Origin of the sequence: Polynucleobacter arcticus, from assembly GCF_013307205.1 — a bacterium.
GTDB lineage: Bacteria > Pseudomonadota > Gammaproteobacteria > Burkholderiales > Burkholderiaceae > Polynucleobacter > Polynucleobacter arcticus.
This window is the reverse complement of record NZ_CP028940.1, coordinates 546,647-560,052: the sequence shown is the minus strand read 5'-3', so window position 1 is coordinate 560,052 and position 13,406 is coordinate 546,647. Positions and strand designations below refer to the sequence as shown.

The following is a 13,406-nucleotide window of genomic DNA, read 5'->3' as shown; positions in this document are numbered from 1 at the left end:
TTACTAACTAGTCAGCCAATTGAGTCAGTGAATAACTGGAAATTCTAATTTTGCCATTTTCATTAGAAAAATTTGAGTCTTATGCCTATAGTGGCGATCTAGAAATGGGCATGCGCGAGCTCATGTCTTTATTGGAAGAGCTCGACAAAAATTTTGGTGGAGTAGGAGCACAATTCGAGGCCCAACCCTTGCAAGCACTATCACAGCAAGAGGCCGAGCAATATACCTATACTCGGATTGCCTCTGCTGCCTCATGTTTGCTAGCCAATAAGAATCTGTTTATTACAGAGCAGTGGCAAAGAAGTGTTTTGAGTTTGCATCGTTGGTTAGCTGCTTTATTCGCTGCCACACCTTTTCATACGGCTGATCATGTGATTAGAACTCTGGATATTAATCAGGGTAATACTGACCTAAAGAGCTTAGAAATAGCGAAAGAGAATTTACTAAAATTTTGTTTATTGTTTACGCCGGATTCTGAGGTTCACTTAGAGCTCAATGCGCTCTGGGAAGCCGATAAAGTATTGGCCGCAGGTTTGAGTTTGGTATTGATCTCCCCACGGTTCTTAGGTTCACCAATTGCCCATAGCAAGCGAGAAGAAATCCTCCCTTGGTTAGCTAGCAGATTAGATCAATTGGATGATATAGAGCAGCTACCTCTAGGAGTACTCCATGATCTCTATATGCATTGTAGTTATGCCGATCGCGCAGACAAGCACGATATTAAAAAACCAATCAATGCCTTAATTTGCAGAAAATTGGCACAAAATGGTTTACTTGATTCAGGGTTTTCAGAGCCCATTATTCTGGATGCCCCCAATGGTGAAAAGCCGGTGATGCTAGTGGTATTAGAGTGGTTTGGTAGCTCGCATTCCATTTATCGCACGCATTCACGCACGATGGAAAGTGCGCGTCGTCATTTTCATGTGATTGCTATGGGCTATGAAAATTGCCTAGATGAGATTACTAAGCAAGTATTTGATGAGTTCATTCCGATTCAAAATACTAGCATGATTGATCAGTTACGTCAGATTCAAGAGCAGGCCAAAAATAGCAAAGCGCTAGTGTGTTATATGCCTAGCGTTGGCATGTTTCCACTAACAATGTGGCTAGCCAATTTACGGGTAGCGCCTTTGCAGTTGATGGCGCTGGGCCATCCTGCCACAACCCATGGCCATGCGATTGATTATGTAGTTGTAGAAGAGGACTATGTTGGTGACGAAGCCTGTTTTAGTGAGAAGTTATTAAGGTTGCCTAACGATGGTATGCCTTACCGTCCTTCAGCATCTGCCAAGGATTTACCAGTCCCCAAACAATTGCGTCAAAACCCTGAGGTAGTTCAAATAGTGGTTTGTTCAACCACTATGAAACTCAACCCAGGCTTTTTGCAAGCTTGTAAACAGATTATGGAAAAGTCTCAAGTACCGGTGCATTTTCATTTTTTAGTGGGGCAAGCACAAGGTTTGGTTTATCCCAATGTGCAGCGTGTTATTCGAATGTTTTTGGGGGATAAGGTAACCGTTTACCCGCACCAATCTTATGCCGATTACATGGCGGTCATTCGTCAATGTGATCTGTTTATTAATCCTTTTCCATTCGGCAATACGAATGGCATCATCGATACCGTATGTGCAGGTTTAGTGGGGGTATGCAAAACAGGCCCCGAGGTTCATGAACATATTGATCAAGGTTTATTTGAGAGACTGGGGTTACCTGACTGGCTCATCACTAAAAATACAGATGAATATATTAATGCGGTAGTCCGCTTAGCAGAGAATCATGAGGAGCGGGTAGCATTAAGTCAAAAGCTCTCCGGGCCAGATAAGGTAGATATCTTCTTTAAAGGCAGGCCTGAGATTTTTGGCGACTTACTATTAGAGAATCTTAACAAGAAAAAACAGAAGCCTTCAGCCATCGTACTTCAGTCTTTTCGGCAACATGATGTGCCGTCTTGGATTGCGCGATGCCAAGACAGCGTGAAGAAATTTAGTCAGTCTAGAGGATTTGATTACAAATTTATTGGCGATGAGCTCTTTGATTTTGCACCTGATTGGGCTAGAAAAAAGGTACTAAATAATAATAACAATCTATGCACGGTTGCAGATATTTGCAGACTCGAATGGATGAAGCAAGAGCTGAGCAATTACGAGGTAGTTATTTGGGCAGATATTGATATTCTTATTATCAATTCAAAAAATATCGATTTAGACCTAACATCTGACTATGGATTTTCTTATGAGCTATATTTTGAGGAAAATAAGCCCGCACAGCATGGTCTAAATAATGCTTTTATGTTCTTTAATCGTCGAGGCTCAATGCTTGATCGATATCTTGATGGTACTTATGAGGCTATAAGCTCTGCGGAATCAGTTGATAGGACGGCTTTAGCTGGCGACCTCTTAAGAGATCTGAATATTCCAGAGTCAAATATTATCCATGGGCTGAATATATTAAATTTTGCAGCTATTCTTAATATATACAAAGATCCCCAAAAGCTAATTCCTGAATATATTGCGTCACAAGCCAGAGGTTCTATCGGTGGCGCGAACCTTTGTTTAAATGAGAGATCGCTATATATAGGTGAGGAGAGGGTGGCGTATGACCGTATTCTTGATGAAGTATCCAAGACTCTGCTAAAAGCAAATTAGTGGAGTTTTTGCAGAAGGCTATATTACTCAAATAGCCTCATCATCTAAGTAAAGTTTTTATATGGTTCTAATTAAGAAAAAGCCCCGCAGAAGCGAGGCTTAATAATGATAGAGGGTCAGGCAAGATTTGCTTCGACGAAACTACGTTTTCGAACTCGCGACCAGTGGATTAAAAGAAGTTGTGGGTCTTCAAAACCCTATGTAAATCAGTGCATAGCTAGCGCCTAAAAGAAGCGTGCGATTAATTGGATCTATAGATACCGTTGTATCAATGATTAAAAACCCTAAGGGGTATTGTTTTGGACGCTAATTAGCACTATCGTTTAATGACTACTACCCTGATGGTTTCGACTGTCAGGTGCAGGGCCTCTTCGGAGGCCCTTGCTTTTTCTAAAGAGGATTTTGAGTGGCCAAATCTAAATTAAGAACGATTGTCTATATTGATGGTTTCAATTTCTAATATGGGCAATTAAAAGATAGTCATTATAAGTGGCTGAATTTAACGAAGCTCTTCAAGGCGGTCTTGGGTGAAGAAAATGAGCTAGTGAAGATCAAATACTTTACGGCACGGGTGCAGCCAACAGAGCGTGACCCACAAGTCAATATTCGTCAAGATACTTACTTTCGAGCGTTGGAAGTATATTGCCCCGAAGTTGAAACTCATTTCGGGCATTTCTTGCGTTATAAGGTATTTTCTGAGAATGCTAATCCGCCACCAAATAAAATTGAAATTTTTAAGACCGAAGAAAAAGGTTCTGATGTTAACTTGGCCTTGCATGTCTTAAATGATGCTTGGGCTAATGCTTATGACTGCGCTGTAATCGTTTCAAATGACTCTGACTTAGCGACGGCTTTGCAGTTAGTGAAAGAGCAACATAAGAAAGTGATTGGCCTCGTAACTCCTGGCGCACCTAAGCGTAAGCCCTCATGGCAGCTAAAGAAGTATGCTAATTTTTTCATTCCAATTCGGCGGTGGGCCTTAGAGCAAAGTCTTTTGCCGGATGCTATACCAAACACTGAGATTACTAAGCCAAAGAGCTGGTAAAAATTCACTCTCCCGCTTATTTTTAAGTGTCTTACATTGGGGCGCCTAGCCTCACATATCCACTGATTGCGGTCTAATAAATGGCCAATTGCTCCAAGTGGATACCAATATATTCCATTTGCCCAAAAGAAAAGGGACCACATTTCTGTGATCCCTTCGTATAACTGGTGGGTCGGGCGAGATTCGAACTCGCGACCAACGGATTAAAAGAGCTGTTTAAACGCCGACAGACTTAATTTAGTACAAAAAATCTCGCAGGAACCCATCTATTAAATGACCGCTGAAGGCCATCAGAGCCCATTGCGATCAGCCAAGACCCATTAAAATTTACAATTAGTTGATATGCTTATAAAAGCAATAGTAGTGACGCCATCATCTTTTATGATATGTTACTGAAACGCTTTAAAGCGAATCCGTTAATGCAACTAGCTTAATTACATCTATTTAAAAGTATGATTATGAAAAATATAAAAGCATTAACTAGTCTGCTGGTGGTTACTTCACTTTTCTTTCCTGCGTAAATTAGAACAAATTAATATGCAAGTGTCTTTGAATATTCGCAAATACCTCACACTGAGTATGGCTGGCTTTTTGTTGGGTGGATGCACATCTACACTCACTCCAGACTTTGGGCAAATGTCTGCAAAATACGCCAATTCTTTGGAGCAGTACCAAATCAATATGATTTTTCAAAACATATTGCGCGCATCAGAAAATAGACCAGTTAGCTTTTTAGATATGCCAACCATTAATGGCTCTGGTTCAATTGGTGTAACGCCTTCTGTCGGCGGGTTTTTTTCAGGTGGAGCGATACCTTATAACGCTGCCTACAACGTCATTCAAGGAGGGCTTTCATATGCTACTGCTACCACTTCGCTCACATTAAATAATACGTTTAATTTCACGCAATCTTCACTGGATAATGCGGTGTTTTGGAAAAACTATCTCAATGAGCTTCCAAAAGAGACTGTAAAGTATTTCTCCCATAATCACATACCAAAAGAAGTGATTTTGAGTTTAGTCATTGATGAGATTGAAATTTTTCAGCCCAATGGGAAATCTACCGTATTAGTCAACAACCCATTGCGGCCAGACCATCCTCAGTTTCAGCAATACCTCTATAAGCTCATCAATGAGGGCTTTACTGCTGAGCTGATTGATACATCAGAAAAATTGGGTGCTCCGTTGACCATTGATAAGGTCACTCTAAGATTTGGCGATAAAGCTTTTGCAATGTTTAAAGATTCAAACATTACACTTAAGCAGGTGGGCGATCCTCAAAATCTCCTGTATCAACCTATTCAGATTTCAAATAAATATAAGGCTTGCATCAAATCAAATGCCTATGCGAATTACCTGCCAGTAAAAAAGTATGGTGAAACTCTGTACTGCGAAGACGATAGCGAAGAAAGTTTGCAGAAGACTAGCGCTACAAAAAAACAGCAACCCACATTAATAGTCCGCATTCGTTCGACTAATAATGTTTTTGAGTATCTTGGACAAGTTGTAAGGGCTCAGCTTGCAGATAAACCCTATCTAGTTACTTTGCCCCCAACAGCAACTTCCTTCAACAGCAACCAGGGTAAATTAAATCAATATGCCTTATTAATTGTGGATAAGGATAAGCCCACACCTAAACCGTTTGCAACTATTGAGGGTTTAGACAGTGGTATTTACAGCATTCCAAGTACAGACAATGGGTATTCGTCTTTATCAATCAAATTGCTATCTCAGTTGATGTGACTTCAGAAAGCTCCAGGTAGCATTCCTGCATCACCATCCGTGTTACTTAAATAGCCTATCTATTAACTCTATGAACCTTAAAGCTTAAAAATTCTATGGGAACTTATTTTTTAGACAACCATGTTCAGATAGTTCGCTATGGTTTTCTCATATTCGCAATATCCATCCTCCTTTTTTTATTTATTGGGTGGGCCTATGGGAGGCATCGACTCCTTAAGGAAAAAGAGGTCACTGTAGAAGATGCATTAGAAAAAGCCATTTACAGTTTAACTGCCCTAATACTAGGGTTTACGTTTATTACATCAATTAATCACTTTAACGATCGTACTGAAAGCATTAGAAGTGAGGCTCTCAGTCTGAATCGTATGTATGACGCGACTAAGTACCTCAATGCGGATGACCAAATTACTGCAAAAAAATATCTTAATGACATTGTCACTGCTCGCCTCGATGTTTATAAAGATGTACATACGGTTGATGACCTTGATCGTCATATCGATTATGAGGAGCAGCAACTTGAAAAATTTCATGAGTTCATAATTCAAAGTATTACGAGGGCGCCAGCAAACAACCTTGAGCCGGCTAAGTTGATCCTCGGGGGTCGATTGCAGCAATTAATGGATGCTTTTTTTCAACACCAATTACGTGCAAAGAATCACCCTTCATTTCTCTTAGAAAGATTCCTATACGCTCAACTAGTAGTCAGTTCGATGTTATGCGGATATTCAATGGCAGTGAAGAAACATGAGGATTGGTTGCTAACAACCCTATATCTGTCGCTTTTATTATTTCTCATGTATATCATTTTCTGTCTCGAGTTTCCAAATTTGCTTATGGACTTTGATATTTTTAATCGTGAGCTTCTCAGATTTCAAAAATTAGTTCAATGACTTGTCCATGCTGACGGATTTGGCAGTAATACACTTCATTGAAATACTGGTTTTTGAATTGAGATCAGTCAATTTTCGATCTCCGTAATTATCATCTTTTTAAAATCTAGATTCCGTACAAGAGAAGCCAATGAATATTATTAAGGGACTTAAACTTTTTGCTATTCTCTCAATTTTTATATTTGTATTGATTGGTAAAAGTAACGCGATTGATATGGCTTCAAGCGATGTCTTATTAAACGTTGCCACCAAATGCGTTGATTCAAAGGTGAAAAATTATTGCGGTGATTGTGTATCTCCTCGAATGGATGCATATTGTGATGGTGCAAATGTATGTAACAAAACCATAGATGTTTGGTCTGAGAATTCACAGTTTGTGGCGATTAGGGAAGCTAAGATGTGTGGATGCCCGAAAGGCTTTATACATGGGCTGGCTATGCCAAGAGTTCCAATCACTGGCGTTGAAGATCCTAAGCGACGAGAAGAAATATGGGTTTTTGCCTGGAAGGCCGCCAAAGACCAAATTAAAACTGGTTCTATTGCCCTCGCTGCGAATCCTAAAACCTACCGCAGTCAAAATCAATTACATATTCATTTGGCCAGATTGGATGAAAATGCTGCAGCAAAATTTAGTCAATACTCCCACGCCTATGTTGATGATCTTACTAATGTTTGGGGTGTGGCTGATCGGATTGCCTCTAAAAGTAACTTAAAAGTTTACGGTGTTTTAGTTACCCAATCTGCTCCTGGCCAATATATGATTTTGGTCACTCCCGAGAGTCCGGAGAAGGAGTTTCTTATTTGGAGCTGTAAATAGCTTGGATCTGATTGCGCCCCGATATTGCATTCAGTTTCACTCTTGCATAGGCTCCGCTGACTTACGCGGGGGTCTTACAAGATGGCCCTCATTAGTCTGGTGACAGGGCGGCCCAATGACCCATAAAATGTATTTATTTCTCACTGCCCTAGCGTTTTTTGCTAGCTTATCTGTGTATGCAGCTACTTCAAGTACTGTCGAAGAGAAGTTCATTAGTAATGTGGTTAGCGTTAGCAATCTTCGTAATAAGCGCTATTGTGAGGTCCTTTATGGTGATCGCTCTTTTTTGACTTTAGTAGTCAAGGTATTTAGTACTCAAGGGCTCAATGACTGTCCAGAGGATGCATGGAAGTTAATCACGAACCAAACGATTTCGGATGCGTACAAGGCGTCATTTGTCCGCCTCAATGGACCACGATATTGGATGATCGATGGCGTACAAGCCACTGGAAATACAGTTAATCACGAGCGAGCAAGTTTTGGCGGTATTGAGATGAACTTGCGTGCCACTATTGAAGTTGGGCTATTTAAGCAATTGCAATTATTATGGGGAAACCCTACTTATCAAGCCACTATTGTTCATCGCAATACAACCTGGATATACAAAGCTGGCTCACCAGTCTATGAGCTCATATCACCCTCTGGTGAGCAGTATGTCATGCAATCGTATGCACAAATTGTGAACCCCAAGCTATCAATGGCGGATTTGCCAATGCTAGAGAAACAACTCCAATTGCCAAAAGGCTGGTCTTATCGAACCAGGTTACTGGCTGAAGATTTAAATTTGGTGGCCAAGGGAGCAGCTTATGTCTTGCAAGATAATTTGTTCAATAGCTATCAACGCCAATAGAAGCTTTGGGTATCTCACTATCAACTGTAAAAGAATACAAATCCGAGGTTATGTATAAATTGCGATTACGCTCTCTGGTAGAGTTGATTGCGCTGTCCACTAATTTCTAGGCCCTTGAGCTCGCCATTACCGACTGACGCTTCATTGTTCTGAAGCCCCCTCCGATCGACGGGTATCACAAAATAACCCGCTCATGCATAATCTTGTCATTAGTGAGTTTTTCTAATCTGAAAAGTCATTTTTAGCTCGCTGGATAGAGATTTTTGATAGCAGAAAACTACTGATGATTTGCATCTGAAATTATCTGTCCTTTGTTTTTAATCTGTAAGTGAATGAAACTAAATTCAAAATGAAAAAAACCGCAACCCTCTTACTCGCCTTAGGCTTTTCAATGAGTGCATTTGCACAGCAGACCCCTAATTTAGTTGGCACTTGGAATGGTGAAACCAATGACGCCACGATTGGTGAGGGTCGTATTTATCCGGGCGGTAGTCCAGGCCAAATTCGCTTTCTAAAAGAAAAAATTAGCTATAAAGTTGATAAGCAAGAGGGTCGAACTTTTTCAGGTGCTGCTACCATTAAAGGCAACAGCATTACATTTGTTGGCTCTTTGTCTGGAGATCTCTCAAGCGGTGCAATTGCGACTAAGCAAGGAACAACGTCATTTAAGATGGTTGATCCTAATAAGATTGCCCTCTGCTTTACAACTACCACTATCGATCCTGCCAATAAGAATGCAGGCCCTGTTGCAGACTGTCACGAAATCTCTAGAAAATAATTTTTTTTGTTCGCAAGCAATATTGAAAAATTGCTTGCGAAATGAACTTGCTTTCTTAAAGGGTGTATAGGATGGAATGGTTTTTAAGTACAGAGCATTGGTATAAGTTAATTTTTCAAGAAGGTTATGCAGCAGGCAGGGCGGCTTTTGCATTGATCATTTTCGCAATGCTCATTGAAGTCATTGCTTATCGAACTCAAAAAAAGGCATACCCTTGGGAAGAGGCTCGTGTTAGTTTGGCGCTGATGTTAGGTCACTTGCTTGCTGGCGCTGCAGTTCATGGAATCATCTTTGGATTTTTTGCTTACACCGTATATCACTATCGATTATTTACATTAACAGTAGATATGAATCATTGGTATATGGGAGTACTTCTATTTGTACTATGTGATTTTGCCTATTATGTGATGCATAGGGCTAGTCATTCTGTAAATTTACTGTGGGCCTCTCACGCGGTTCATCATTCCGCCCAAAGAATGATTGTTTTAGCATCTATTAGATTGACTTGGTTTCCGGTGATATCGGGTGTTTTTCTATTCTATTTACCAATCGTATGGTTAGGCTTTACACCTGAATGGGTATATGGAATGGTAAGCGCATCTTTAGCCTATCAGTTTGCTGTCCATACAGAATTGGTCCCACGCTTAGGATGGCTTGATTATGTCTTTGACACGCCGTCAAATCACCGAGTGCATCATGGCACTAATGATATTTATATCAATAAGAATTACGGTGGAATTTTGATGATTTGGGATCATATCTTTGGCACATATCAAGTTGAGCTTGCCGATAATAAACCCCAATTTGGACTAACTCCCGCGCTGCCAAGACCCTCTAACGTGTTCGATATTGCTTTAGGACAATTCCGGAACATAGCCAAAGGCCTCGTTAATACTTCAAACTGGAAGTCACGTATCAATATTCTTTTTGGACCGCCTTAGTAATGAGGCTTCAAAAATCTGAGTGATAAATAAAAATTATTTTAAAAAATATTGAAAGCATCTGAAGATGAATGATGTGAAGCAGGTCACAGTTGGCTCATATCTTGGTCAGCGTCTGGTCGAGGCTGGACTAAAATATTTCTTTACCGTTCCGGGCGACTTTACCTTGGTCTTGCTAGATCAACTAATAGCGACACCTGGTCTTCGAATGATTAGTTGTTGTAATGAACTCAATGCGGGATATGCCGCTGATGGCTATGCACGGACTGCCGGATTTTCTGCGGCAGTTGTGACTTACACCGTTGGCGGTCTTAGTTTGATCAATGCTGTGGCAGGAGCTTATGGGGATGATCTTTCTTTGTTAGCCGTATCAGGTGGTCCTAACTCAAACGATCAGCAAGACCATCACAGAATTCATCATACGATTGGGGAACTAGATCTCTATCAAGCTGAGCGGTGCTTTGCCACTGTAGTAGCGGCTGTTTTTAATATTCGCCATCTAGATGATGCGGCCAGAATGATCGATGAAGCAATTGTCACTTGTTTGACTAAGAAAAAGCCAGTTTATTTAGAAATAGCTTGCAACCTCACTGGACTTAAAATTCCGGCGCCTACTTCAATGCTGTTCCCAATCCCTGCTGCTAAAAGCGATCCAGGCGCCTTAGCTGCTGCGGTAGATGCTGCTGTACAGCGTATCAATGCTGCTGTTAAGCCAGCATTGGTCGTCGGGGTCAAAGTACGACCTGCTCAGGCAGGTAATGCAAGCTTGGGCTTAGCGAATGCGATGGATTGTGCCGTAGCCACCACCCCAGATGCTAAGGGAATTTTTTCAGAAGATCACCCTCATTTCATCGGAACATACTGGTCTGAGGTCAGCAGTCCTAATTGCTCAGAAATCATTGAGTCAAGCGATTGCCAGGTGTTGATTGGGGTGCAACAAACGGATTACACAACCACTGGATGGACGGCGCTCTATAAGATGGACAGTGCAATTAATATTGGGATTGACCAAGTCAGCATGCCTGAGGGTGTCTTTTCTCAGGTTTATATGGCTGAATTTTTAGAGGCGTTAGCAGTAAAAGTATCTAAAAAAGATGCCTCAATGTTGGAGTTTCAGCGTTATCAAGAACCCATTGCTCCAGTGGCTATTGCAGCAACAGCCGATGTCTTGAACTTGCGAGAGTTAAAAAGGCAAATACAGGGCATGATTAACTCGGAGACGAGCCTATTGGTGGATACCGGTGATTCTTGGTTTAATGGCCAAAAAATACATTTACCTAAAGGTGCAAGCTATCACGTACAAATGCAATATGGTTCCATTGGTTGGTCCGCTGGGGCAACCTTGGGTGTAGCCTTAGCAAGCAAGCCTGACAGGAGAGTCATTACGTTGATAGGCGATGGCTCTTTTCAGATGACGGCACAAGAGCTATCAACAATGATTCGCTATCAAGTCAACCCGATTATTTTTCTGATGAACAATGGTGGATATACCATTGAGGTAGAGCTGCATGACGGCCCTTATAACCAGATTAAAAATTGGGATTATGCGGGCTTAATCAATGTCTTTAATGCGAATGATGGTAAGGGTCTTGGAATTAAGGTACGGACAGCAGGTGATCTGACTGCCGCGATTAACCAAGCTATCAAGCATGAGGGAGGCCCTGTTTTAATTGAGTGTCCACTGTTACGTGATGACTGTTCTAAAGAGTTAGCGGAATGGGGAAGTCATGTATCAAAGGCAAATGCCAGAGTGTAGTTTCTTTAATTTCAAGGGTAATGACCATGTCTGATTCAAACAAACAAGCTCCCAATGTCATTGGCACATGGATAGGGAAGACAAATGACGCAGTTATCGGGGGCGGAAGCCACTATCCTAATGGCGAGAAAGGTGAAGTTCGATTTCTTGGCTTAACGGTAACGTATCAATTTGATAAGCAGTCAAATCGAGCATTCGCTGGGACATTTACTATTGAGGGCCATACAGTCCAGATCGTTGGCTCATTTAGTCGCGATCTGATGAGTGGCACAATGGCGGATAAAGATGGTATTTATACCTTTAAGATGAGCGGTCCAAATGAGATGTCAGTCTGTTTTGCTTCTACAACCACCGATCGTTATGATAAGTCGGCTGGACCAGTTGCAGATTGTCATGACATTACAAGGCAAGCATAAAATACTAATCTTGATGTACGCAAAGTAACAAAGCTCTTCCATTTATTTTTAAAGGCCTCTAATGGATAAAATGCATTTCACCAGCATGGATCAAGGAACGGTTGCTGATTTCGAAAAGCTGAAAAAAGTGCATGAACATACATTAGCTGTTTTGCCAGATCAGCTCTTCGCACTTCTGGAGAATCTTTCTAAAGATACTGCCTACAATATCACTAGGAAAGAGCACTGTTTGCAGACCGCTACTAGAGCCTTGCGTGACGGTAAAGACGAAGAGTATATTGTCGTGGCACTATTCCACGATATTACTGAACCATTAGGACCCTTTAATCATGGGGAGGTAATTGCCTCAATTTTGCATCCTTTTATCTCAAGAAATAACTACTGGATGTTGGTTCAGCATGGTTTATTCCAGACATATTTTTACGGTGACAAAATTGGCCTTGACCCTAATGCACGTGATCAATACAAATCTGATCCTGCCTATGAGCAAACCGTAGAGTTTTGTGCCAAGTACGATGAAATCTCTTTTGATCCCAATTACAAAAGTGAACCTCTATCTACCTTTGATCCAATGGTGAGAAGGGTCCTCACAAAACAATGGGTTGCTCCATAAATAGTGCTGCATGACATATGAGTTATATTCAGTTAGCACTCTAAACATCTATGCTAACAATACTATTAACTCTTTTACTTGTTCTTGCAACTTTTCTTGCCGGTTCACTCATCATATTTTTTGTAGTTCAAAAATATCTTTCATTTTTAACAATCGATGATACTAGCCATGCAACTATTTTTTCATTTGCGATAGGCACCATCTTTGGACTGACCTTAGCTTTCATCACTGTTTCGACCTGGCAAAATTACAATCGTATTAATTCAATTGTCGTGCAGGAGGCTACAACCCTCACTACCATTTATAGGACCTTAGATGCATTTCAGCCTCCACTTCAGGAGAAAAGCACCAAACTCTTAACGGGCTATGTTCAGAATGTCATTGCAAAAGAGTGGCCGCTGATGGCCCAAAGTCAATTTGATGATCAATATTTTGCTGATTTTCATCAATTCCAATTACTTATGCTGCGACACATTCCGATGAATAACACCGAGTTAATTGCCCAGCAAGAAGAGTTAAGATTAATATCCGAATACTACAAGCTGCGTTTAGAGCGTATTACTAGTTCTAAAGCAGACTTAGATTATTCAATGCTTTTGACTTTATGCTTGGGTGCATTTGTTTATATTTTTTATCAGTCTCTATATGCAATGCCTCAACGGCGTCATCATATATTGATGATCTCATTGCTGGCTACTTCACTAGGATTAATTTTCTTTCTCATCTTAAGCTACAACACGCCATTCTCTGGTTCAAATGCTATTCAACCGGTCGAGTTCAATAAAATCCTGGAGCTATGGAAGAGCGATTTAGTACAGCCGGCGAATATTTGATACTTCTCCTTGAACTGCTGTCAATTTAGGTCCACTACCAAAGAGAGTTTTTCTATAGTAAATCATTGCAGCAACATGG

General features: G+C 40.9%; 13 protein-coding genes. All 13 read left to right on the top strand.

The features are described 5' to 3' along the window. Positions 1–50 precede the first annotated feature (50 nt). The 13 genes from DN92_RS02935 to DN92_RS02875 all read left to right on the top strand — a co-directional run bounded on the left by DN92_RS02935 (position 51) and on the right by DN92_RS02875 (position 13,327). Complete coding sequence (locus tag DN92_RS02935; RefSeq protein ID WP_173959846.1) at positions 51–2,645, top strand: peptide transporter; 2,595 nt, start codon at positions 51–53, stop codon at positions 2,643–2,645. A gap of 544 nt (positions 2,646–3,189) precedes the next feature. Next, positions 3,190–3,690 (top strand): NYN domain-containing protein, encoded by a 501-nt coding sequence (locus tag DN92_RS02930; protein ID WP_217426041.1) that lies wholly within the window; start codon positions 3,190–3,192, stop codon positions 3,688–3,690. Positions 3,691–4,233: 543 nt separating this feature from the next. Beyond that, on the top strand, positions 4,234–5,433 hold the full coding sequence (locus tag DN92_RS02925) for a hypothetical protein (protein ID WP_217426040.1): 1,200 nt from the start codon (positions 4,234–4,236) through the stop codon (positions 5,431–5,433). 95 nt (positions 5,434–5,528) lie between these two features. Next, positions 5,529–6,323, top strand: a complete 795-nt coding sequence (locus tag DN92_RS02920) for a hypothetical protein (RefSeq protein ID WP_173959844.1) — start codon at positions 5,529–5,531, stop codon at positions 6,321–6,323. 130 nt (positions 6,324–6,453) lie between these two features. Then, positions 6,454–7,140 (top strand): CDP-diacylglycerol diphosphatase, encoded by a 687-nt coding sequence (locus tag DN92_RS02915; protein WP_173959843.1) that lies wholly within the window; start codon positions 6,454–6,456, stop codon positions 7,138–7,140. 115 nt (positions 7,141–7,255) lie between these two features. Continuing rightward, complete coding sequence (locus tag DN92_RS02910; protein WP_173959842.1) at positions 7,256–7,990, top strand: hypothetical protein; 735 nt, start codon at positions 7,256–7,258, stop codon at positions 7,988–7,990. 5 nt (positions 7,991–7,995) lie between these two features. Beyond that, positions 7,996–8,100 (top strand): LuxR C-terminal-related transcriptional regulator, encoded by a 105-nt coding sequence (locus tag DN92_RS10725; protein WP_173959841.1) that lies wholly within the window; start codon positions 7,996–7,998, stop codon positions 8,098–8,100. Positions 8,101–8,339: 239 nt separating this feature from the next. Then, complete coding sequence (locus DN92_RS02900) at positions 8,340–8,768, top strand: DUF2147 domain-containing protein (protein ID WP_173959840.1); 429 nt, start codon at positions 8,340–8,342, stop codon at positions 8,766–8,768. 71 nt (positions 8,769–8,839) lie between these two features. After that, the gene (locus DN92_RS02895; RefSeq protein WP_173959839.1) at positions 8,840–9,709 is read left to right on the top strand and encodes a sterol desaturase family protein; all 870 of its coding nucleotides are present in this window, start codon (positions 8,840–8,842) and stop codon (positions 9,707–9,709) included. Positions 9,710–9,776: 67 nt separating this feature from the next. Next, complete coding sequence (locus DN92_RS02890; RefSeq protein ID WP_173959838.1) at positions 9,777–11,465, top strand: thiamine pyrophosphate-dependent enzyme; 1,689 nt, start codon at positions 9,777–9,779, stop codon at positions 11,463–11,465. A 26-nt stretch (positions 11,466–11,491) separates the two neighbouring features. Further along, on the top strand, positions 11,492–11,881 hold the full coding sequence (locus DN92_RS02885; RefSeq protein WP_173959837.1) for a hypothetical protein: 390 nt from the start codon (positions 11,492–11,494) through the stop codon (positions 11,879–11,881). 61 nt (positions 11,882–11,942) lie between these two features. After that, positions 11,943–12,494: an HD domain-containing protein gene (locus DN92_RS02880; RefSeq protein WP_173959836.1), complete on the top strand. Its 552-nt coding sequence runs from the start codon at positions 11,943–11,945 to the stop codon at positions 12,492–12,494. A 50-nt stretch (positions 12,495–12,544) separates the two neighbouring features. Further along, on the top strand, positions 12,545–13,327 hold the full coding sequence (locus DN92_RS02875) for a bestrophin-like domain (protein ID WP_173959835.1): 783 nt from the start codon (positions 12,545–12,547) through the stop codon (positions 13,325–13,327). The last annotated feature ends 79 nt before the right edge of the window (positions 13,328–13,406 follow it).